This is a genomic window from Mesorhizobium sp. M1169 (assembly GCF_040318345.1).
Taxonomy (GTDB): domain Bacteria; phylum Pseudomonadota; class Alphaproteobacteria; order Rhizobiales; family Rhizobiaceae; genus Mesorhizobium.
On the sequence record NZ_JAMYME010000014.1, the window covers coordinates 1 to 22,886 of the forward strand.

The following is a 22,886-nucleotide window of genomic DNA, read 5'->3' on the forward strand; positions in this document are numbered from 1 at the left end:
TCACCACCGTGCCATGGCCGCTCGCCCCTCAGAGCAAGCGCCGTTCTCTCTCCAAAACTTTTTGCAGAACCTTCAGCACACTATCCTGCCCCGCGATGCGCGAACCCTGGCGAAACCTACGCAGCGGCCAGCAGGCTGGCATTGCCGCCCGCCGCCGTGGTGTCGACGCAGACGGCGCGCTCGTGGGCGTAGGCGGCCGGATAATAGACTTCGCTGACCAGCGGCACGATCGGGCCGGCGCGCTCGGCGATGACCTTGCGCACGATGCGCGCGGCCTCGGGCGTGCCGGAAAAGGCCACGACATCGACCCGCAGCGAGCGCGCTTCGACCGGGTCCGGCCGGCCGTCGATGGCCGCCAGCGGCAGGCCCTTGCCGGTCAGCGCCGACAGCGCTGCCGGCGCGCCGGGTGCGACGGCGAGCACGGCATTGCCGGCGGCCAGCGCCTGGATCGTCTGCGCAAGCAGCGTATCCGCGTCGGGACCGAGGCACAGCACGCGCCCGCGCGGCGACAGCGACAGCGTGTTGGCCTCGCCGGTCGGCCCGGGCAGGTCGACTTGGCCGAAATCGATGCCGGCGGCAGTGCCGATAGCCGCGGCACCCTTGCCGCGCAGATGTTTCCTCAGGATGGCGACGCGATCCGGCCGCGTCGACCAGCCGCCAAAGGCCGGGTCCGGCAGATTGTCGGCGAGCTCGGTCGCCGTCACCTTGCGGCCTTCGGCAAGATGGGTGCCGGCTTCCGGCCCCTTGCGGAAGCGCCGGAGATAATGTGGCCCGCCGGCCTTCGGCCCGGTGCCGGAAAGGCCCTCGCCGCCGAACGGCTGCGCGCCGACGACGGCGCCGATCTGGTTGCGGTTGACGTAGATGTTGCCGGCGTGGATGCCGTCGACGAAATGCTGGGCGCGGCCTTCGATGCGGGTGTGCAGGCCAAAGGTCAGGCCATAGCCCTTGCGGTTGATCGCAGCGATCACCGCATCGATCTCGTCGGCATCGAAGGTGGCGACATGCAGCACCGGCCCGAACACCTCGCGCTCCAACTCCTCGATGCCCTTGACCCGAAAGACGTGCGGCGCAACGAAGCGGCCGTCCTTCGGCGCTTCGAGCTTGGCGATCAGCCGGCCCTGCAGGCCCATTTTGGTGCAATAGTCACGGATCGACGCTTGCGCCTCGTCATCGATGACCGGACCGACATCGGTCGATATCCGCCACGGGTCGCCGAGGCTGAGCGCTTCCATCGCGCCTTTCAGCATCTCAAGCATCTTCTTCTCGACGTCCTTCTGCACGTAGAGAATGCGCAATGCCGAGCAGCGCTGGCCGGCACTCTGGAAGGCGGAGGCCAGGATGTCGCGCACCGCCTGTTCGGGCAGCGCAGTGGAATCGACAATCATGGCGTTCAGGCCGCCGGTCTCGGCGATCAGCATGGCGTCGGGCGCGGCGGTGTCGGCGAGCTGCTTTTCGATCAGCTTGGCGACCTCGGTCGAGCCGGTGAAGCAGACGCCGGCAATGCGCGGGTCAGCGGTCAGCGGGCCGCCGACCGAGGGGCCGTCGCCGGGCAGAAGCTGGATGACATCCTCCGGCACGCCGGCCTCGCGCAGCAACTGGACAGCGCGGAAGGCGATCAGCGGCGTCTGTTCGGCCGGCTTGGCGATCACCGAATTACCGGTGACGAGTGCCGCCGCGATCTGCCCGGTGAAGATGGCGAGCGGAAAATTCCACGGCGAGATGCAGGCGATGGCGCCGCGCGCCTCGGTGCCCGCCTCGGCATTGGCGGCCTCGGCCGCATAGTAGCGCAGGAAATCGACCGCCTCGCGCACCTCGGCAACGCCGTCGGCGAGCGACTTGCCGGCTTCGCGGGCGGCGAGCGCAAAGAACTCGACGGCGTTCGCCTCGTAGAGATCGGCCGCCCGGTTGAGCATGGCAGCGCGCTCGGCGACCGGGCGTCTTGCCCATGCCGGTTGTGCCTCCACCGCTATGCGTACCGCGGTCTCGACCTGCTTGGCGCCGGCCTCGCTCACCGTGCCGACCACTTCCGAAGGTTTTGCCGGATTGACGACCGGACGCTGCTTGCCGTAGCCGGCGGCGCGGCTGACCGGCTTGGCGTGCCAGCGCTCCGGCCCGGCGAACTCGGCCCTGGCCTTGTCGATCGCAGCCAGCGTCAGCGTGTCGGTGATATCGAAGCCCTTGGAATTGCGCCGGCCTGGACCGAAGATTGCCGACGGCGGCACGATCGCTGGATTGGCGGCGGGACCTTGTTTCTCCACCGTTTCGAGCGGGTCGCGGGCAATGTCCTCGGGCTCGACTTCCTCGTCGGTGAGCTGGTGGACAAAGGAGGAATTGGCGCCGTTTTCGAGCAGCCGGCGGACCAGATAGGCGAGCAGGTCGGAATGCGCACCGACCGGCGCATAGATGCGGCAGCGCGTGCCTTCGGCCCGCCGCACCGTCTCATGCAGCGCCTCGCCCATGCCATGCAGCCGCTGGAACTCGAACGTATCGCGCTCCGTCGTCATCGACAGGATGGCGGCGACGGTGTGGGCGTTGTGGGTGGCAAATTGCGGATAGATGCGATCGGTCATCGCCAACAGCTTCTTGGCGCAGGCCAGGTAGGAGACGTCGGTGTTGGCCTTGCGGGTAAAAACCGGATAGCCGTCGAGCCCGAGCGTCTGCGCCCGCTTGATCTCGGTGTCCCAATAGGCACCCTTGACCAGCCGCACCATGATGCTGCGGTCGTATTTCCTCGCCAGCTCGTAGAGCCAGTCGATGACGAAGGCCGCGCGCGGGCCATAGGCCTGCACGACGACGCCAAAACCGTTCCAGCCGGCAAGCTCCGGTTCGGCCAGCACCCGCTCGATGACGTCGAGCGACAAATCGAGGCGGTCGGCTTCCTCGGCGTCGATGTTGAGGCCCATGCGCGAATGGCGCGCCGCCAGCGCCAGCGACAACAGCCGCTCGGCCATGACGGGCAGCATCTTTTCCTTCTGCGTCACTTCATAACGCGGATGCAGCGCAGACAGTTTTACCGAGATGCCGTGGTTCTGGCGGATGTCGGGGCCGTTGGCGCCGGCATCGAGCGAAGAGATGGCATCGGCATATGCCTTGAGGTAGCGCAGCGCGTCGGCCTCGGTGCGGGCCGCCTCGCCCAGCATGTCGAAAGAATAGAGATAGCCCTTCTGCGTCATCGGTCGGCCGCGCCTGACCGCCTCGGCAATGGTGCGGCCGAGCACGAACTGCTCGCCCATTTCGCGCATGGCGGCGGCGACGGCCTTGCGGATGACCGGCTCGCCAAGCCGGCGCACCATGGCGCGCAGCGTGCCTTCGATGCCGCCCTCGCCCTCGTCGAGCACGCGGCCGGTCAGCATCAGCGCCCAGGTCGACGCATTGATGAAGATCGAGCTCGAGCCGCCCGCATGCGCCGACCAGTCGTGCGGCGCGATCTTGTCGGCGATAAGGTCGTCCATCGTCTCGGTGTCTGGCACCCGCAGCAGCGCCTCGGCCAGGCACATCAGCGCCACGCCCTCCTTGGTCGACAGGCCATAGGCGGACAGGAAGACCTCCATCAGCCGCGGATCGGACGAGCCGCGCACCGCCCGCACTAGATCGGCGGCACGCGCCGAAATCGCCTTGCGGTCTTGCGCGGACAGCCCGGCCGCCTCGGCCAGCCGCTTCACCGCCTGGTCTTCGTCGGGCAAATAATTGGCACGGATCTGCTGGCGGATGGTGTCGAGCGCTGGCATGGCGGTCCTGTAGAGCGAGCATAAGGGAGCGGGCCGGCGGTCACCGGACCGAACGGCGCAAGCTAACATAAGTAGGGATTGCAGTCGGTCCAAAGAAGTCGACAGAACAGATCGATCGATCTATCATTAGGGCTGATCACCTCCTATTCGACCAGGAATTCAGTGACGGAAGACCAATTGGACCGCATCGACAGGAACATCCTGTCGGCTCTGGGCAGCAATGGCCGGCTTTCCATGTCGGAACTGGCGGCGAAAGTCGGCCTGTCGAAGACGCCGGTGCAGGCACGAGTCAAACGGCTGGAGAAGGACGGCTTCATCAGGGGCTACCAGGCGATCATCGACCGTGAGCGCATGGGCGAAGGCCATGTCGCCTTCGTCCAGGTGAAACTGTCCGACACCCGCTCGGCCGCGCTCGACGCCTTCAACCGCGCCGTGCAGGCGGTGCCGGAGATCGAGCAGTGCCACATGATGGCGTCGAGCTTCGACTATCTGCTGAAGGTCCGCACCACCGACATCGCCGCCTACCGCCGCGTGCTCGGCGAGCGCATCTCCGCGCTGCCGCACGTAGCCCAGACCTCGACGTTTGTCGCGATGGAGACGGTGAAGGATCGGTAGGAGAGCGCTGTTGTTGTCCCGCCCTCACTCCGCCAGTGTCTTCAAAAACGCCACCAGCGCCGCGCGTTCGCGGTCCGAAAGCTGCAGCGGGTGGATCTCGGATGTGCCCTCGACGCTTGCCGGTGCCTTCGAATAATGCGCCACCACCTCGTCGAGGGAGGAAAACTGCCCGGCGTGCATGTAGGGCGGCCGGGTGGCGGCACCCCGCAGCGACGGCGTCTTGTAGGCGCGGACGAGTTCCGGCCCGGTCTTGACCATGAAGCGCAACTCGCGGCAGGCGCTGGCATCGCCGTCGCGAAAGGCGCCGAAACAGTTGAACGGATCGGCCTCGACCTGCGCCACCGCGTCGACGCGGCCGCGATCCGGCGGCAGGCCCGCGACCGGCGGCACGCCGGTGTTGTGGAAGCTGCCGTCGGTAAAACGCGGGCCGTTGTGGCAGGTCACGCAATTGGCCTTGCCGATGAACAGCTTCAGGCCGAGGATTTCCTCCGGCGAAAAGGCGGCGTCGCCTTTCGGCTCGGCGCCCGCAGCCAGGTCGATGGCGAAGCGGTCGAAGCGTGTCTGCGGCGGCGCGATCGAGCCCTCGAAGGCGGCGATCGCCTTGCCGATGTTGGCAAAGACGCGGTTGACCTCCTCGGCTTGACTGGCGGGCATGGCGTTCCAGGCCGCCTTCTCGGCATCGGTGCCGAGCGGGCCGGCATTGGCCGGCACGCCCGAAAGGTCCGGCAGCGGCCCGAAGATGCGCTCGTAGCGCTCGCCGAAGCGGGCCTTGATGTAATGCGCGAAGGCGGCGCGGTTGCCGGCCTGCTCCAGCGGATTTTCGAGCGGTGTCAGCGCTTGCGCCCACAGGCTGTCGCGCCGCCCGTCCCAGAAGAACCAGGAATCATGCGCGACGCCGGCCAACGGCATGGTACGACGGTTGGTGCGGCCGACGGCGACCGCTTGCGGCAAGTCGTCCTGGAATTGGCGGTCGATCTTGTGGCACGTCGAGCACGATACCGTGCCGTCGCCGCTCATCCCGGTGTCGAAGAACAGCGTCGAGCCGAGTGCCGCGGCGGCCGGCACGTCGGCAAAGCGATTGGTGGTATCGGGCTTCAGCTGCGGCAGCCTGGACAGCGCCAATGAGGCGATGGTCTGCTTCTCGGCGTCGGAAAACTCCGGTCTGCCGCAGCCGGCGAGCACCGCCACCATCACCAACGCGAGAAGACTGGAAAACCGGCTCATCTATGGCTCACAGCACCACGTTGAAAACGACAGTGTCCGAACCGGCCGCGGCGGAAATGGCAAAATGCAATTGCCACCACCCGCTCATCGTGAATTTCACGCCGTCGATGCGATAGCGCCCCGCGCCGAGGTAATCGGTCGCCTGCGGGCTGGTCGGCAGACCGTGCTTGTGCTGCGGCATGCCGCCGGAAATCGTTATCGCAGCACCTTCCACCGGCGCACCTTCGACGGTTTTCAGCGTCAGCAGCCAGGATTCCAGTTCGCCCTGCCGGATGACGCCTTTCTCGGGCTCGAAAGTCGCCGCGAACAGCTTGTTCGCCGTCGTCTTGGAACGGCCGACGTCCGAGCTTGGTTGCGGTGCATGCAGCGCCGTCAGATAGACGATTGCCAGCACGCCAGCGAGCAAGGCAGCCAAGCCGAGGCCTCCAAGAAGATAACGCCATAACGATGCCAAACCCATTCCTGTTCTGCGGATAACGTTTCGCTGGGCAGATCGCGTCCCACGCCCCTGTGGGAAATCGCGCCCAGTGCAAGAATCCGCCGTCGCCAAGCATGGCGCTGCCGGCAGCAAAAAGCTACAGCACCGCAATTGCAGGATGGAGGAGTGCTTCATGGCAGGAATCGGCATCGCCTCGATCGGCGAGTGCATGCTCGAGCTTTCGGGCCAGGCCGGGCCGAACTGGCGCATGGGCTTTGCCGGCGACACGTTCAACACTTTGTGGGCGCTGCATGCTTTGAGCGGCGAGCGGCCGGCGACCTATGTGTCGGCGTTCGGCGACGACCCGTTCTCACGCGACCAGATCAAGTTCCTGGCCGAGAACGGCATCGGCATCGGCGCCAGCCCGGTGATAGCGGGCGCCCGCCCCGGCCTCTATGCGATCACGCTGACCGGCGCCGAACGTTCTTTCACCTATTGGCGGGCCGATGCGGCCGCAAGGCAGTTGGCTTCGGACCCAGCCGCATTGCAGAAAAGCCTTGAAAACCAAGCGCTTGTCTATTTTTCCGGTATAACTTTGGCAATCCTCGACGAGGCTCCACGCAAGGTACTGCTGACGGCCGTGGCCAAGGCGCGCGCGGCCGGCTCGCTGATTGCCTTCGACCCCAATTACCGGCCGAGGCTGTGGCGCCAAAGCGAGGAAGCGCAGGCCGCGATCCTCGAGGCGCTCGCCGTCGCCGACATCGCGCTACCGACCTTTCCCGACGAGCAGATGCTGTTTGGTGATACAACACCGCAGAAAACAGCTGAACGGCTGCGAAAGCTGGTCGGCGAAGTCGTCGTCAAGAACGGCGAGGAACCGGCGCTGATCGCGCAAAACGGAACCTCGCAATCGGTGCCGGCGGTACACGTCGCCACCCCGGTCGACACCACCGGCGCCGGCGACTCCTTCAACGGCGCCTACCTCGCCGCTCGCCTTGCCAGCCATGCCCCGGCAGAGGCGGTGCTGCGCGCCCATCGCGTCGCCGCCGCCGTCGTGCAGGTGCGCGGCGCCCTGGCGCCGTTCGAGACGCTCAAGGCTGCGTTCGAGGCAACTGCTATCTGACCTTGATGACGACCTTGCCCTTGGCGCGTCCTGTTTCGACATAGGCCAGGGCGTCATTGGTCGCCTCGAATGGAAAGACCCGATCCACAACCGGGCGGATCGCGCCAGCTTCGATGAGAGCGGTGATTTTGCTCAGTTGATCGCCCTGCGCCCACATGAAAAGGAACGAAAACTGCACGCCGCGGCGCTTGGCTTTGGCCCGAATTCCGCGACTCAGGAAGCTGAGCACCAGCCTCAGCATCAAGTTCAGTCCCTTTTCCCTGGCAAATTCGGCATCCGGTGGACCGGAGATGGAGATGAGCTTGCCACCCGGTTTCAGCACGCTCAGGGATTCTTCCAGTGTCTTGGCGTCCTGGCTGTTCAAGACGACATCGTAGCCCGACAGAACTTTCTCGAAGTCGTCTTTCCTGTAGTCGACGACAACATCGGCGCCGAGACTTTTGACCAGATCGGCACTCGCCGCGCTCGCTGTTGTCGCAACGGTCGCGCCGAGGTGCTTGGCCAACTGAATAGCAAATGTCCCGACGCCGCCGGAACCAGCCTGAATGAAGACCTTCTGTCCCTTCTTCAGGTTTGCCCGTTCGATGAGCGTCTGCCAGGCGGTGAGACCGACCAGGGGAATCGACGCCGCCTCTTCCATACTGAGATTCTCGGGCTTCAAGGCTACGTCGGCCTCATTCACGGCAATGAATTCGGCGAATGTCCCAATCCGGCCATCGCGCGGCCGCGCATAGATCTCGTCGCCGACCTTGAACTTGCTGACTTTCGATCCCACGCGGATAACCTTCCCAGCCACGTCGTGGCCCAGGATGAAGGGCCGGCGGTAGGGCAAGATGAGCTTGAATTCTCCGGTTTTGACCTTGGAATCGAGCAGGTTCACCCCTGCGGCATGGACCTCGACCAAGACATCGCTGTCCTGGAGCTCCGGCTCCGGCATTTCGGCCAGCCGCAGAATAGCCTTCTTGTTATACTTATCGACAACGAATGCCTTCATGGCAGTTACTTTCTAAGAATGCCTGTTGCTGTTCGGGACGAAACAAGCCGAACGTTTTCAGCTGCATAGCCGCCTTGCGGCAAGGCCTCAGCCTCGAGGAAGGACAGGGCCTTCGGGACAAAATCGGCGTGGTTCTGAAATATCCCGCCATGCCCGGCATCCGGATAGATGACCAGATGCGCCCCCGGGATACGCCCGGCGAGATCATAGGTATTGCTGCTCGGCACCATCCTGTCCTGGTCGCCATTCGCAACCAAAGTGGGAATGCGGATGGTGCTCAGGTCTTGTGGCGCCTGGAGTCCGTAGGCCTTGATCGCCTTGAGTTGCGCGCCGAACGCGCTCAGCGATATCGCCTTGTCCCGGTTGTTCCGGCGCTCCTTCAGCCGTTCCAGAAATGCGTTTGCGGCGCGGCGCCCATTCGGCGTTCTTGTGAAGAAGAGATAGTACTTCGGATCCCGAAAAGTCAGCGCGCCCTTGATCATGTCCACGATCGTCAGCGGCGTTACCTTGTCGATGCCTTGCCCACCGGCCGGCCCCGTGCCAGCCAGGATGAGTTTGCGCACAAGCTTGGGCTCGGTCAGCACAATCTCTTGCGCCACGAAGCCGCCGAGTGAAAAGCCGAAGAGATCGACTTCTTCGAACCCCAGCGCCCGGACAAAGGCGACCGCATCCCGCGCCATGCCGGAAATGGTCGACGGAGTTTTGCCACCCGAAGCACCGATGCCGCGATTGTCGAAGGCAATTACCCGCCGGGTCGCAGCGAGGCCATCGACGATGCGCGGATCAAAATTGTCCAGCTGAGCAGCCAGATGGTTGAGCAGGATCACTGGCACGCCCGTCCTGGGCCCGAGTTCCCTGTACGCAAAAGCTATGCCGCCGACATCGACGGAGCGCGTTGGCGCGTCCTGGAACAACGCCGGTGAACGCGGCGACCGATTGGATCTATGTGTCATGCTTGGCGCCTCCGTTTCGTAGGGCCTGGCCAAATGTGTCGTAGTTGCTAGTCGCATGTGCGTGAAATCCTCTGCCTCGCCGTTGTTCAGACCGGCAAGCGGAACTGCTTGCGCAGGCTCTTGTCGAAAATCCCCGCGGGGGCAAAGCGGCGCAGCAGGCTGACCTGGCGCGCTGCGTTGCCAGCGGTATAGCGCCGTCGCGGGCGGGCATCGGTCGCTGCCTTGACAACCACATCCGCCACCACTTCCGGCCGATCGGCTTTGGGCATCACATCGCCCAGCAGCGCCTTGAGCCCGGCTCGAGCCCGATCGTATTCCTTCAACAGCGAATCCGGCTCGATGCCGTTCTGGTCGAAGACGGTGCGAACGAATGCCGGCTCGATGACGGAAACGCGGACGTTGAAGGCGCGCACCTCGTGGTCGAGCGATTCCGAATAGCCTTCGAGCGCGTGCTTGACCGCCGAGTAATGAGCTGAGTATGGCGCGGGTACCAGTCCCAGAATGGAGCCGATATTGATGATGCGCCCTTCGCCGCGCCGCCGCATCGACGGCAACACCGCATTGGTCATTCGCATGACGCCGAACAGATTGACGTCGAACAGGGCTTGTACCTGGGCGACCGAGGATTCCTCGGCGCCTCCTAGCAGACCGACACCGGCATTGTTGACCAGGAGGTCGATCCGGCCGGTCTGCGCGAGCACGGTGGCAACGAGCGCATTGACGGCCGCATCATCGGTCACGTCGCATGCCAGCATGGTCACTCCGCCCGGACCATTACTGGTCTTGCGGCGACTTGTCCCGAAGACAGTGAAACCCGCCCGCGCCAAGGCCTCGGCGCTGGCGCGGCCGATGCCGGAGGAGGCTCCGGTCACGATTGCGGTCTTTTCAGAATTCCCATTCATTTGATGTTCCAGGTTCGAGAGGTCTAGCTTATTTCCACGAGTTGAATTATGATCGTAATATCAGATTATGAGCATAATGCAATAGCAGGACAGGAAAGAGAGACCATGCGCTACGAAAAGGGCCGAAAAGACGCGTCACGCAGCCGGATCATGGAGGTCGCCGCCGAACGTTTTCGATCTGACGGCATCGCGGCGTCCGGGCTGGCAACCATCATGAGCGACGCCGGGCTGACGAACGGCGCCTTCTATCCGCACTTCCAGTCGAAGGCGGAGCTCGTCCGTGAAAGCGTGGCGGCGGCCTTGGACGCGCAGTCGCATGAAGTGCAGGAAGCATTGGCCGCCGGCGGTCCGGAAATGGCCATAGAGACGTATCTATCGGCCGAGCACCGGGACAATCCTGGAAAGGGTTGCGCATCTGCCGCGTTGTTGCCGGAAATTGCGCGGCAGCCGCCTGAAACGCGAGCCCTCTATGCCGAGCGCGCTCAATCCCTGGTGCGCCAGATAGCTGAAGCTCTGCCGCAGACGAACGATCCCGAGGGCGCTGCGTTGGGCATGTTTGCAACGCTCATCGGCGCGCTTCAACTCGCGCGCGCCGTGGAAGGAACGGAATTATCGGATCGTATCCTAGCGGCGGGAGCAGCTGCCGCAAAGGCGCTGATCCGGCCGGTTCAAGACGAGGCGGCCTCCTGAGGGCAGCCCGGATTATTCGGCCGGCTCGAATCTGCCTTGCACCAAGACTGTCTCCACCGGCCCGAGCGGATTGATGATCCGGCTCTCCAGGACTTCGATAAGTTTGCGTCCAACACCCGCCATATCCACGGAATGAACTCCGATCTTTGCCGGCAGGAAGCGTGCCAGCCGCGTGCTGTCACGGGTGACGATGTGGACGTCGCGGCCTGGTGTGAGACCCCACTTGCCGAGAGCGTGCAACGCTCCCAGAAGGCCCAGTTCGTTGGCGCACGCCAAGCCCGTTGGCGGATCTGATGACGCCAGCAAGCGATCGAACCAGCCTGCGCTCGATTCCATGGTGAACATGCCATGACCGAGCAACGACTGGTCGATCGGAATACCAGCCTCGGCCATTGCCCTTCCATACCCGGAAAGACGCGTGGCACTCGCCTGGTCCTCCGGAACGAGAAGTTGCAGCGCAATGCGTCGACAGCCCTTATCCATGAGCCGCCGGGTCGCCTCATAGGCAATCTGTTCATTGTCGACATCGACGTAAGGATACGCGATATCCAGGTCGGTTCTTCCAAACGCGACGAACGGCATGCGTTTATCCAGCAGCAGCTTGACGCGCGGATCAGCCGACACCAGGCGCGTGATGACCAGGCCGTCTGCGCTGTGCGCCTGAAGCTGCCGCTGCACACTCTCAACGGGATCGTCGTCGGGAGTGGTGGAATAGATGGACAGACTATAACCGGCTTGCCGCGCCGCCAGCGTCATGCCTTCGATTAAAGGAAGCTTTAATAGATCGGACAGATGGTCTCGTGTTTCCATCGGGAGTACTGCCGTCAGCGTCTGCGTTCGACCGGTTTTGAGCGCGCGACCATGATGATTTGGTAGATAGCCGACCCGCTTGGCCGCCTCCTTGACGCGGGCTATGGTCGAGGGCTGCACCTCCGGCCCATCCTTCAGAGCGCGGGATACCGTGGTCACCGACAGGGAAAGTTCAGCGGCGATCTGCTTTAGATTGGCCATTGTTCGCCCGACTTCATTTGCGAAAGCGCCGGCTGATTTGCTGACCGCCATAACGTTACCGAATTCGACATCCCGGTCAATCCAAACTCCCGCAGGAAGCAGCTTGACTCCGGCGCATTCAGATGCAATCGTAACGTTACGATTACAAAATAATGGCTCTTTCAAACGATATTCCATAAAAGTTGGGGAGGAGAACCTATGTCCTGGCTACGCATTTCCTTAACAGCATTCGCAATCTCGGCTGCCCTGCCCGTTCATGCGCAGACGGTCACAATCACGACCGCGGGTGGCGACTATGGCAACGCCATGAAGGAGGCCATGTGGGCCCCTGCTGCAAAAGAGCTTGGCTATGATGTCCGCGAGGAGACCCTAAGCGACGGCCTGGCCGCCTTGAAGATGCAGGTCACCTCGGGTGCGGTCACGACCGACGTCATTCACCTGGGCTCACCGGAAGGTGCCCAGGCGGCCGCACAATCGCTGCTGGAGCCACTCGACTACAAGATCATCGATCCGAAATCCGTGCCGGAGGGTGCGAAGTCCGACTACTGCTATCCGTTTGACTCCTATGGCACCGTCATGTCGTGGAACACCAAGACCTATGGCGAGAACCCGCCGAAGACGTGGGCGGAATTCTGGGATGTTGCCAAATTTTCTGGCCGTCGCGCGTTGCGCGCCAATGCGCAAGACTCGATCGAGATCGCGCTTCTCTCCGATGGCGTGGCACCGGCGGACGTCTATTCCGTGCTCAGCACCCCGGAAGGGCTAGAGCGCGCCATCAAGCGGCTTGAAGCGATCAAACCAGATGTCGCCGTGTGGTGGACCTCGGGCGCCCAGTCCGCGCAGTTGCTGAAAGACGGTGAGGCGGATTTGGTCATTACCTGGAACGGACGCGCCCAAACCGTGAAAGCAGATGGCGGCGCGGCTGACTACACGTTCAAGGGTTCGGTCATCGGCACGGACTGTCTTGGGGTGCCGAAGGGAGCGCCGAACAAGGAAGCCGCGATGAAGCTCATCGCAGCGATGACGCAGCCCGCGCGGGTTGCCAAGCTGACCGATTTCATTGCCTACGGCCCAGTCAATCCTGCGGCATATGAGGGTGGCCTTATTCCCGAGGACCGTCTGAAGACCCTTGCGACCGCGCCTGAAAATGCTGGCACTTCGGTGTTTTCCAATTCAGAATGGTGGGTCAAGAATGGCGAGGCTGCCCAAAGAGCCTTCGATGAAATGATGGCTCGCTGACTCTCAGCTCTGACGCATGTCGCGCAAAAATGTGCAGCGCGCGACAACGACATGCATGAAAACAAGAACCTAAAGCGCGTCGCGTGAAGCCGGTCGAACGCGACGCGCTTCAAGGCTGGAGCACATGATGAAGTCGCTCGCGATCGCCATCGAAAGCGTGCACAAGGCTTATGGGTCCTACGTCGCACTGGATGATGTTTCGCTCGACATTCAGGCTGGCGAATTCCTCACGCTGTTAGGACCATCGGGATCGGGCAAGACCACGTTACTCATGGCTCTGGCCGGTTTTGTCCGGCCGGATTCCGGTAAACTTTTCTTGGGCGATCGAGACATCACCCGCCTGCCGCCCAACAAACGAGACATCGGCATAGTATTCCAGAATTACGCCTTGTTTCCCCACATGAATGTCCTGGCGAATGTCGCGTATCCGCTGGTGCTGCGCCAGGTACCGAGAGCGGAGGCGCGTCAGCGGGCGCTTGATACCTTGGCCCGCGTGAAGCTGGATGGTCTGGCGGAGCGCAATATTGCCGCACTATCCGGCGGCCAACGTCAACGGGTGGCATTGGCGCGGGCTATCGTTTTCGAACCGCGCGTGATGTTGATGGACGAGCCGCTGTCGGCGCTCGACAAGAACCTGCGCGAGACCATGCAGTATGAGATCCGGCGTCTGCATGATCATCTACGGATCACCACGATCTATGTAACCCACGACCAGCGCGAAGCGCTGATTATGTCTGACCGGATTGCGGTGATGAATTCTGGCCGCATCCAGCAGATAGATACGCCGCAGCGGATTTATGATCGTCCATCGACCCGCTTCGTCGCGGAGTTCATGGGCGAGGCCAACATTGTGGCCCCGGGCTCAGCGCGCAGAATCGACGGCGCCGAAGCATCACGCGAAACCCTGATGATCCGCGCCGAAAGCTTCCATCTTGATGCGAAGCTCGTCGGGGGAGACGGAGTGGCTCTCGAAGGAATACTGCGCGCCAAAGCGTTCCGCGGCGAGAACTGGCTTTTGACGCTGGCGCTTGACGGCGGGCAAGAGGTTCTTGTCTGCATTCCGGCAGCGCTGGCCGGCGGCTGCGCCGAGCTTGCCGCCGGTCAGCGGATGACCGCATATGCACCGGCAGCGAAGGTTCACGCGATACCGGGAGCGATGGCGTGATCGTCGTCCGGGACCCGGCGCTCGCGGCGGATGCGCGGCGCGAGCGGCGGTTTTTTCTTTCACTTTCGCTCCCGGCGCTGTTCATCGTTGGACTGGCGGCGATACTGCCCATCCTTTGGATCATCCGGCAATCCTTCCTGACCACCGGGGGTGAGTACACCGTCGGCAACTACCAGAAGGTCCTTTCGAGCGGACTGACGTGGTCGGCGCTCGTCACGACCCTCGAACTGTCCTTGGGTACGCTGGCGGGCTGCATTCTCCTCGGCACTCCTCTGGCGCTGGCGCTGGCCAGCGTCAGACCAAGGCTGGCGAACGTGCTCATGGCGTTCGTCATGCTGCCGCTGTGGACCTCTATTCTGGTGCGTACCTATGGTTGGCTCGTGCTCTTGCGGCGCGACGGCCTGATCAACGCGGCTTTGACCGGTTCAGGCCTGACGGCGGAGCCATTGCCGCTGGTCTACAACTTCACGGGAACGCTCATCGGCATGGTGCACTACATGCTGCCACTTTTTCTGCTGCCTGTTTATGCTGCGATGCGCGATATCGACCCAAATCTCATTCGCGCGGCTGCGAGCATGGGAGCCACTCTCAGGCAGGTCATCCGCACAGTCATTATGCCGCTTTCGGCGGGCGGCATCTTCTCGGGTTCGATCATCGTCCTCATCTACGCCATAGGTTTTTTCATCACGCCGGCGGTGCTTGGCGGCGGCAAGGTAAATCCGCTCTCTACCCGGATCGAGCGTACACTATCGACCTTTCAGGACTGGGGGTCGGCAAGCGTCCTGGGCATTCTGCTCCTCGTTCTTATGGCGCTGATCGGTGTGATGTTGCTGGCGGCACGCCGTCTGGTGGCCCAGAACACCGTGGAAGCCTCCCATGCTTGAAGCCTATCCGCAAAACAGGCTCGCCCGCATTTTGCTCTGGAGCTTTGCCGCTCTTGTCATGGCATTTCTGATGCTGCCGACGCTCGTGGTGGTGCCGCTTTCCTTTTCGGCGTCGAATCTCCTCGAGTTTCCGCCGCACGCCTACTCGTTGCGCTGGTACGAGAACTTCTTCGGCTCGGCAACGTGGATGGCCGCGCTGAGAACGAGTTTGGTCCTTGGGACGTTGACGGCGTTGATCGCGGTGCCTTTCGCGCTGCTCGCCTGCATTTCAATGAATCGGCTGGGCGGAAAAACCGCTGCGGCCATCCAGAGCGTCCTGCTGACCCCCTCGATCACCCCCGGTATCCTGCTTGCGATCGGTCTCTTCTTTGTGTTGGCCGCACAACATCTGATCGGAACGCTATTCGGTGTGCTGGTCGGGCATGTGGTGCTGGCCGTTCCGGTCGCCTGCATTGTGTTGCTACCCGCTCTCGCCCGCTTTGACTGGAACCAGGTTCAGGCGGCGCGCAGCCTCGGTGCAAACTGGGCCAGGTCCATTGGCGGAATCATCGTTCCGCAACTTCGGATCAGCTTGCTGTCAGCGACATTGATGGCGTTCCTGACTTCGCTCGACGAGTCTGTGATTTCGATCTTCATCGCAAGCGGTCGCAACAGCACGATGCCGAAGCTTATGTTCCTGTCGCTGCGCGATCAGATCGATCCGACCATTGCGGCGATCTCGACATTGTGGACCGTCATCGTCGTGGCCGTCGTCCTGATTGTGACCCTTCGCCAAAAATCCTGACCGAGACTGGAAACATGCCCACCAATCACCACGCGGCCGACGATCTGACGGATCATTCGACGGACATCCCTCAGGTAGGGTTGGCCATCATCACCGGATCGGCAAACTGGGGGCTTGCCTTCCCGGAAGATATCGAATTCGATGGTGTGCGCACCTTGCGGCGCGACATGAGTTTTGAAACACCTTTCGGTCGCACCGACAACTGGAAGCTGCTCGAGTTCGATGCGTCGATCACAGCCGAAGGGAGAGCAAAACGCGCGCTGTGCATGTATTCGCACGGCAATCCCCGCGACCGTATCGACCATTCCTGCCATCGCCGCGCGTTCTGGGTATTGATGCGGGCGGGTGTACGGCAAGTTCTCGCCTGCTCGACCGTTGGCGCCGTCAACAAGGCGATCCAGCCGGGCGACATGGTGGTGCCCGCCGATATCATTGAACTGACGCAGACCCCGTTTTCACTGCTTCCTGACCGTCAGAGCTTTGACTGTTCGGGCAAGCAAATCGTGTGTCCAAGATGTGCGGCGGTTCTGGTCGAAACGGCCCGCCGTCATTGGCCAGCCGAATGCCGCGTTTATGGCATCGAACAGCAGTTGGTGGCTGCCCATTGTTATGGGCCCCGGCTGACAACGCCTGCCGAAGCCTTGGCATATCGTGGCATGGGGGCGGATGTACTCAACCATTCCATCGCCCCTGAGGCGACCTTGTCGCGCGAGATCGGCGCGTGTTTCGTGCCTTGCGCGTTCGTGACGGCGGGCTTCAACGACTATATGGATCGCAATCGCCAGAAATTGCTGCAGGAGGACGTGCTGCCCAGTCTCTCCATGACAGCCTCGCGGGTCGCGCTGGAGACCGCCGCGCGACTTCCCGCTGATCCGGAATGCTCCTGTCACGGCTTGAAGTCGCCTCAGCCGAAAAAACGCTCCAGCCGGTTCTGAGACGACCTTGGTGCGCCGGATAGCTGAAGCTCTGCCACCGACCAAGGATCCCGAGCGCGCTGCATTGGGCGTGTTTGCGACGATCGAAACGCTGAGGGCGGCGTTTGAGGATTAGGGTCAAAACTCAATCAGACTGGCTGCCGCCAATGGCCCAGATGGGCGGAACTTGCCGTTTGAATCAGTCGGCGGGAATGAGCACAGAGCGCCATGAGCGGAAGCTTAGCAGCGGTCACGCCAGCGCCCAGTTAGCGCTACGAAGCAGACCTTCAGCCTGTGCCGGAAGCGAGGCCCGGCTTACCAAGTGGCATATCCAGGAAGCGCGTCCCCCTCCTCAGCTAGGCACCGTTTTCGGCTCTACGCTATGCCTGCGCGACGAGCCCCTTCCTTAATCGCAGCGAGGGCCAGAGGATTGGTGACGGGATAGGTTCGGATGAAGTTCTCGACGGTGAACCTTGGAAACTCGACGGCAATCCGCCTGGCGATCGACTGCGCCTGCGCCGACTCTTCGAGCAGCGCGTGGCACAGGGCACGGAACATCAGAGTGACGGGAATATCCGGCGGACTTTGGCACAGCGACGACAGACTGTCGGCATAGCGACCGGCGACGAACCGCGCCCGGGCGAGCTGCGCGTAGTACCAACTCGGAGCCTGCGGATTGAGGCGAAGCGCCCGTTCGGCGAGAGCACAGCCTTCTTCCGGATTTCCACACACGAGAGCTCGGCTTGAGGCAAGCATCGACAGCACATCGGCGTCATTGGGTGCCAGGGCCAGCGCCCGGTCGTATTCCTCTGCGGCCCCGCTGATATCGCCGTCAATGGCGCGGAGAGCGCCCATGTAAAGGCGCGTCATCGGATCGGTAGGGTCAAGCGCCAGAGCCTTTTCCACGCATTCTCGCCAGCGCTCGACCGAAGCGGCTGAATCTGGCGTGAAGGCATTGAAGGCATCGACCGCATGTGCCAATCCCAACGTCATCCAGGCCCGCGCGAAGCCGGGGTCGAGTTCCACGGCGCGGGACAGCATGCGTATGGCTTCTGCCCTCGCATCGGTCGTGAATCTGTCGTGCAGTTCCACCCCGAGCAGATAGCAGTCGTAAGCACCCAGGCTCGAGGGAGGCTTCCGCCGAGCCACCTCACGCCCGAGATTGGCAAGCTTGCCGAAAGTGCCTGCCAGGGCGTTGATAACGTTCTGTGTGATGCTGTCCTGCATGAGAAAAAAATCATCGGTCGACTCGTCGAACCGCGCCGACCAAAGGTTGGCTCCGGTCCGGGTGTCGACCAGCTGCACCGCGACGCGGACACGCTGTCCGATCGCCTGGAGGGTGCCTTCCAGCAGGTAATCGGCGTTCAGTTCCCGTCCGACCGAGCGTGTGTCGCTCGCCCGTCCCCGATAGGACTGCATGGTCTGGCGCGAAATGACCGCAAGGTCGGGATAGCGCGCTAGGTCGCCGATCATGTCGGCCGACAGGCCGTCTGCCAGCCGCGTCCAGCCGTCGTCGGCGCTCAGGTTTTCGAACGGCAAAACCGCAATTACCGGCGGCTTACTGTCGTCGCCGGAAGAAAGGCGTGGTTTGGCACCGACGATCTTGCCCGCAGTAGCGGGGTCGATCAAGACACGGTACACGCGAACCGGTTCGGCGATACTTTTCATTTTCTGCACGCCGAGTGAGGCAAAGCCGATCGGCACCTTTCCCCTCACATGGTCGCAGGCGGTGGCGGAAATCGCGATTCCTCCAGGTTCCGCCAGCCCTTGTAGCCGATCGGCGATGTTCACCGCGTCACCGTGGATGTCGTCACCCTCAACGATAACATCGCCCAGATTGATGCCGATGCGGAAATCAAGCCGCCGTTCTGGTTGCGTGAAAACGTTCACCTCCGCCTTCTGTTGCTGGATTTCGACCGCGCAGCGTAGGGCGTCGACCACACTGTGGAACTCGACCAACATCCCATCTCCCATGGTTTTCACCAGTCGACCATGGTGCGCAGCGATCCTTGGCTTGAATACTTCGTTCAGGTCGGTTCGGAAAAGCGCACGCGTACCCTCGTCGTCGATCTGGCTCAAGCGGCCATAGCCGACGACATCGGCAATCAGGACGGCTGCGAGATGACGTTCCATCCCCCAATCCTTCGCGGATTGTTACCCGCTTTCCAAGCTTACAGCAGGTCGCAGGTTGATGCCATTGCCGCCGCCCCTGAAAGACAGCTTTTCAGGTCTGTGTACTTTGCTGCATGAGAGCCCGAATGTCGGATAAGGGTCAACTTGCGTCGTCAGGGCTCTCGGCGTCAAAGGTCCGAGAGGCTTCGAAGTCGGTCGTTCAGAGTGATTGCGTTTTGACTCCAGTGCGCCGCGCCTCATTGGACGCGCAAAGGACGCTATAACACTTTGAATTTTGCATGACCCTTTCCGAACCGGAGGTCAGCGCAGCAAAACCATGCCGGTTTCCGGGGGTCATGCCCTAAGGCAGCCTGAACCGGTATTCGGTCACGTGATGATAGATCTGCCCGGGCCACAGCGTGGCTTGCGGGAAATACGGCCGGTTCGGCGCATCCGGCCAGATTTGCGGCTCCAGGCAGAAGCCCGAAAAGGCCTTGTATTGACGCCCGCCCAGTCCAGGCGAGGACGGTGCCAGATACTGGCCGGTATAGAGCTGGACACCTGGCTCGGTCGTCCAGAGCTCCATCTCGACGCCGGAATTCGCGCCTTGCGCCCACGACGCCTGCTTCAGCGGCCCGCGCGTCGAGGCGAGGCAGAAATTCTGGTCGTAGGGGAGCTGCTCGCCCTCGGTCTCCATGCGCAGCGGCCGCGCCTGGCGAAAATCGAAGGGCGTGCCGTCGACCGGCTTGACCGTGCCTGTCGGGATCAGATCCGCGTCGACCGGCAGATAGGCGCCGGCATTCAGCATCAGCCGGTGATCGAGAATGTCGCCGGCGCCGCCGTCATCCAGGTTGAAATAGGAATGCTGCGTGAGGTTGCAGAGCGTCGGCTCCTCGCAGGTGGCGGTCAGTTCGACGCTGAGCGTGCCGGGGATCTTGAGCCGGTAGGTGCAGGTCACGTCAAGCGCGCCGGGAAAGCCCATCGTGCCGTCGGGGTCGTGCAGGGTCAGCGTGACAAAATCCCTGCCATGCAGCGAAACCGCCCAGGCCCGGCGCGAAAAACCTTGCGAACCGCCATGCAGCGTGTGCTTTTCGAGGAAATTGCGCTCGGTCTGATAGCGTTTGCCGGCAAGCGTGAAGCGGCCGTCGCGGATACGGTTGGCATAGCGCCCGACGACGGTGCCGAAGAATGCGGTGTCCGTCTCATAGTGCTCGAAACGATCATAGCCGAGCACCAGCGGCGCCTCGTGCCCGGCCAGGTGCAGATCCTGGATGATCGCACCCAGGCCGATGATGTTGGCGGTGAGGCCGCCGCCACGGATGGTGAAGCGGCGGACGGCCTCGCCCGCCTGCGTCGTGCCGAAAACCTCGCCGTCCTTCATTGCCATGCTCGCAAGTTCATTGATCGATGCCAGCCTAGCCTTTCGAAGCGGCTCAGGGTCTTTTTCGGTATTACCGCATCAGGCTTCTAGAGACCAAGTCCGCCGATGCAGACATATTTGGTGTCGAGATAGTCCTCGATGCCCTGATGGCCGCCTTCCTTGCCGAGGCCCGATTCCTTGACGCCGCCGAACGGCGCTTCAGGGGTGGTGATGAGCCCTTCATTGACGCCGACCATGCCGTATTTGAGCCCTTCCATGACCCGGAAGGCGCGGCCGAGATCGCCGGTGTAGAAGTAGCAGGCCAGCCCGAACTCGGTGTCGTTGGCGAGTGCTACGGCCTCTTCCTCGGTCTCGAACTTGAATACCGGCGCCACCGGGCCGAAGATTTCTTCCTTCATGAAGCGCATCTTCGGCGTCGCATTGGCGATCACCGTCGGCTCGAAGAACGAGCCGCCGAGCGCGTGGCGCTTGCCGCCGGCGACGACCTTGCCGCCTTTGGCGGTAGCGTCGGCAATCAGCTCCTCGACCTTCTCCACCGCCTTTTCGTCGATCAGCGGTCCCTGCTGGACGCCTTCCTCGAGGCCGGAACCGACCTTCAGCCCGTTGCTCGCAGCAGCCAGCTTTTCGACAAACTGGTCGTAGATGCCGGCCTGCACCAGGAAGCGGTTGGTGCAGACGCAGGTCTGGCCGGAATTGCGGTACTTGGCGGTGATGGAGCCGGCGACGGCCCGCTCGAGATCGGCGTCATCGAAGACGATGAACGGCGCGTTGCCGCCGAGCTCCATCGACACTTTCTTGACCGTCACCGACGACTTCTGGATCAGGATCTTGCCGACCTCCGTCGAGCCGGTGAAGGTGATCTTCTTGACCAGCGGGTTGGCGCAGATCTCGTCGCCGATCTCACCGGCGGCGCCGGTCAGGATATTGATTACGCCTTTAGGGAAGCCGACTTCCTCGGCAAGCGCGCCCCAGGCAAGGCCGGAATAAGGCGTCTGCGACGCCGGCTTGACCACGGCGGTACAGCCGGCGGCAAGCGCCGGGCCAAGCTTGCGGGCCAGCATCGAGGACGGGAAATTCCACGGCGTGATGGCGGCGATGACGCCGACCGGTTCCTTGGTCACCAGGATGCGGCGGTCAGCCCAGGGCGACGGCACGACGTCGCCATAGGTGCGGCGGCCTTCTTCGGCGAACCACAATATGTAGGACGCGGCCGAGCCGATCTCGCCCTTCGATTCGAACAGCGACTTGCCCTGCTCGATGGTCAGCAGTTCGGCCAGCACGTCCTGATTGTCCATCATCGCGTCGTGCAGCTTGCGCAACAGCTTCGAGCGTTCGAGCGCGGTGGTCTTGCGCCACGTCTTGAAGGCAGCGTCGGCGGCCTCGATGGCGCGGCGGGTCTCGGCCTTGCCCGACTTCGGCACGGTGCCGATCTTGAGGCCGGTGGCAGGATTGTTGACGTCGACCGTCTGGCCTGAATCGGCCTGCACCCATTCGCCATTGATGAGATTGGCCTGCCGCATGAAATGGCTGGTTTTCTGAAGCATGATCTCGCCTCCGTTCGGCACCTGGCGGGCCGGTCGCTGATTTCGTGAATGGACGTGCGCGATAGCATCGCTAGAGCCACTGCTCTTAGCCCGGGGCAAGCCCCGCAAGCAATCACAAGATGGCATATAGGGTTTGCGCCAGCCAAAGCGAGAGGCGATGCAGCCGGGTTCTTATCCAAAAACCCGGGTTCTTATCCAAAAACCCGAGTTCTTATCCAAAAACATGGACGACCACTGTCAGCCAAAACGCAGTGGTCACGACCGCACAGGCGGTGGCGATGGTCATCTGGTTCGACGCCAGCGCCTGGCCGGTGTTGAACTGCACGGCGATGAGATAGGAATTGATGCCGGACGGCAACGCCGCAACCATGACCGCCACCTTGGCCGTCAATGGCGGCAGGCCGATCAGCCAGACCAGGCCGAGAACCAGCGCCGGCATCAGGAACAGTTTCAGCGCCGACAGCGCCAGCGCCGGCCTGACATTGCCGGAAATGCCGAAACGGCGCAGGCTGAGCCCCATGGCGAACAGCGCCACCGGGGCGGCCGTGCCGGCCAGCGCGTCGCTCAGCCGCGTCGCAAGCACCGGCAGCGGCGCACCGGTGAAGCGCCACGCCAGCCCGGCCAGTATGCCGATGATCAGCGGATTGATGAATACCCGCCTGAGAAAGCTCCTGACGACGCGGAGCGGATGCACAGGCTCGCTGCCGCCGCGGCCGAACATCTCGAACAGGATGATCGAGGCCATCATCATCACCGGCAGATGAATGGAGACGAGCAGTGACAGCACTTCGAACCCGGCCGGCCCGAACACGCCGATGATGAAGGGCGCGCCGAGCAGGACAACGTTGGAGTAGGACGACGACACGCCGCCGACGACGCCGGCGCGGGCGTCTCGTCCGAAGATGCGCGTAATGACCAGATGGCCGGCAGCCCAGGTAAGCGCCACCGCCGCGAAATAGGCGCCCCACAGCGACCACGGCGCCACGCCGTGGAAATCAGCCTTTACCATGGTCTGGAACAGTAAAAGCGGCATTGCCACGTTGATGGCGAATTCGGATACGCCCTCGCCGCTCGCCGGCTTCAAATAGCCGGTGAACCCGGCAAGATAGCCGAGCCCGACAAGACTGAAAACGAAGAGGACGGTTTCGGTAAGCGGAGACATTTTTCCCGTGATAGGCGAGGCTCGGCGGCGGCGCAATCGCCCT

19 protein-coding genes are annotated in these 22,886 nt (G+C 62.8%); 8 read left to right on the forward strand and 11 right to left on the reverse strand.

The genetic code is table 11. From position 1 onward, the window contains the following. Positions 1–116: 116 nt before the first annotated feature. Entirely contained in the window at positions 117–3,728 is a 3,612-nt protein-coding gene (gene putA / locus NKH41_RS16050) for a bifunctional proline dehydrogenase/L-glutamate gamma-semialdehyde dehydrogenase PutA (protein ID WP_352768039.1), read from the reverse strand. A gap of 162 nt (positions 3,729–3,890) precedes the next feature. Here putA and NKH41_RS16055 point away from each other — a divergent pair, with 162 nt between their 5' ends. Continuing rightward, positions 3,891–4,343, forward strand: coding sequence for an Lrp/AsnC family transcriptional regulator (locus NKH41_RS16055; protein WP_023676441.1), 453 nt, complete (start codon positions 3,891–3,893; stop codon positions 4,341–4,343). A gap of 24 nt (positions 4,344–4,367) precedes the next feature. On the opposite strand, the gene NKH41_RS16060 is transcribed toward NKH41_RS16055, so the two are convergent. Further along, the gene (locus NKH41_RS16060) at positions 4,368–5,567 is read right to left on the reverse strand and encodes a cytochrome-c peroxidase (protein WP_352768037.1); all 1,200 of its coding nucleotides are present in this window, start codon (positions 5,565–5,567) and stop codon (positions 4,368–4,370) included. Positions 5,568–5,574: 7 nt separating this feature from the next. Continuing rightward, a complete protein-coding gene (locus tag NKH41_RS16065) occupies positions 5,575–6,021 on the reverse strand; it encodes a FixH family protein (protein ID WP_352768059.1) in 447 nt (148 codons plus the stop codon). A 157-nt stretch (positions 6,022–6,178) separates the two neighbouring features. Between NKH41_RS16065 and NKH41_RS16070 the strand changes: the two genes are divergently transcribed. Further along, positions 6,179–7,108 (forward strand): sugar kinase, encoded by a 930-nt coding sequence (locus NKH41_RS16070; protein WP_352747779.1) that lies wholly within the window; start codon positions 6,179–6,181, stop codon positions 7,106–7,108. Here the strand turns inward: NKH41_RS16070 and NKH41_RS16075 are convergent. From NKH41_RS16075 to NKH41_RS16085, 3 genes are all read right to left on the reverse strand, one after another. After that, on the reverse strand, positions 7,101–8,102 hold the full coding sequence (locus NKH41_RS16075; RefSeq protein ID WP_352768031.1) for an NADP-dependent oxidoreductase: 1,002 nt from the start codon (positions 8,100–8,102) through the stop codon (positions 7,101–7,103). The two genes, NKH41_RS16070 and NKH41_RS16075, sit on opposite strands and share 8 nt — an antisense overlap. 5 nt (positions 8,103–8,107) lie before the next feature. After that, the gene (locus NKH41_RS16080; RefSeq protein WP_352768029.1) at positions 8,108–9,055 is read right to left on the reverse strand and encodes an alpha/beta fold hydrolase; all 948 of its coding nucleotides are present in this window, start codon (positions 9,053–9,055) and stop codon (positions 8,108–8,110) included. 86 nt (positions 9,056–9,141) lie between these two features. Next, on the reverse strand, positions 9,142–9,957 hold the full coding sequence (locus NKH41_RS16085; RefSeq protein ID WP_352451958.1) for an oxidoreductase: 816 nt from the start codon (positions 9,955–9,957) through the stop codon (positions 9,142–9,144). Positions 9,958–10,062: 105 nt separating this feature from the next. Between NKH41_RS16085 and NKH41_RS16090 the strand changes: the two genes are divergently transcribed. Beyond that, positions 10,063–10,647, forward strand: coding sequence for a TetR/AcrR family transcriptional regulator (locus tag NKH41_RS16090; RefSeq protein ID WP_352500910.1), 585 nt, complete (start codon positions 10,063–10,065; stop codon positions 10,645–10,647). A 12-nt stretch (positions 10,648–10,659) separates the two neighbouring features. Here the strand turns inward: NKH41_RS16090 and NKH41_RS16095 are convergent, their stop codons facing one another. Beyond that, positions 10,660–11,709: a LacI family DNA-binding transcriptional regulator gene (locus NKH41_RS16095; RefSeq protein ID WP_352768025.1), complete on the reverse strand. Its 1,050-nt coding sequence runs from the start codon at positions 11,707–11,709 to the stop codon at positions 10,660–10,662. 147 nt (positions 11,710–11,856) lie between these two features. Between NKH41_RS16095 and NKH41_RS16100 the strand changes: the two genes are divergently transcribed. The 5 genes from NKH41_RS16100 to NKH41_RS16120 all read left to right on the forward strand — a co-directional run bounded on the left by NKH41_RS16100 (position 11,857) and on the right by NKH41_RS16120 (position 16,665). After that, positions 11,857–12,897, forward strand: coding sequence for an ABC transporter substrate-binding protein (locus tag NKH41_RS16100; RefSeq protein ID WP_352470335.1), 1,041 nt, complete (start codon positions 11,857–11,859; stop codon positions 12,895–12,897). Positions 12,898–13,024: 127 nt separating this feature from the next. Beyond that, positions 13,025–14,062 (forward strand): ABC transporter ATP-binding protein, encoded by a 1,038-nt coding sequence (locus NKH41_RS16105; RefSeq protein WP_352768056.1) that lies wholly within the window; start codon positions 13,025–13,027, stop codon positions 14,060–14,062. Next, complete coding sequence (locus NKH41_RS16110) at positions 14,059–14,946, forward strand: ABC transporter permease (protein WP_352768022.1); 888 nt, start codon at positions 14,059–14,061, stop codon at positions 14,944–14,946. The genes NKH41_RS16105 and NKH41_RS16110 overlap by 4 nt, the downstream gene beginning before the upstream one ends. Further along, entirely contained in the window at positions 14,939–15,730 is a 792-nt protein-coding gene (locus NKH41_RS16115; protein WP_352500913.1) for an ABC transporter permease, read from the forward strand. Before NKH41_RS16110 ends, NKH41_RS16115 begins: the two co-directional genes overlap by 8 nt. A 14-nt stretch (positions 15,731–15,744) precedes the next feature. After that, entirely contained in the window at positions 15,745–16,665 is a 921-nt protein-coding gene (locus NKH41_RS16120; protein ID WP_352768020.1) for a phosphorylase family protein, read from the forward strand. A gap of 354 nt (positions 16,666–17,019) precedes the next feature. Here the strand turns inward: NKH41_RS16120 and NKH41_RS16125 are convergent, their stop codons facing one another. The 4 genes from NKH41_RS16125 to NKH41_RS16140 all read right to left on the reverse strand — a co-directional run bounded on the left by NKH41_RS16125 (position 17,020) and on the right by NKH41_RS16140 (position 22,843). After that, positions 17,020–18,777: an adenylate/guanylate cyclase domain-containing protein gene (locus NKH41_RS16125; protein WP_352685100.1), complete on the reverse strand. Its 1,758-nt coding sequence runs from the start codon at positions 18,775–18,777 to the stop codon at positions 17,020–17,022. Between the two features lie 340 nt (positions 18,778–19,117). Continuing rightward, positions 19,118–20,143, reverse strand: a complete 1,026-nt coding sequence (locus tag NKH41_RS16130) for an aldose epimerase family protein (RefSeq protein WP_352768017.1) — start codon at positions 20,141–20,143, stop codon at positions 19,118–19,120. Between the two features lie 80 nt (positions 20,144–20,223). Continuing rightward, entirely contained in the window at positions 20,224–21,681 is a 1,458-nt protein-coding gene (locus NKH41_RS16135) for an NAD-dependent succinate-semialdehyde dehydrogenase (RefSeq protein ID WP_352768014.1), read from the reverse strand. Positions 21,682–21,892: 211 nt separating this feature from the next. Further along, positions 21,893–22,843: an AEC family transporter gene (locus NKH41_RS16140; protein ID WP_352613997.1), complete on the reverse strand. Its 951-nt coding sequence runs from the start codon at positions 22,841–22,843 to the stop codon at positions 21,893–21,895. Positions 22,844–22,886: the final 43 nt, after the last annotated feature.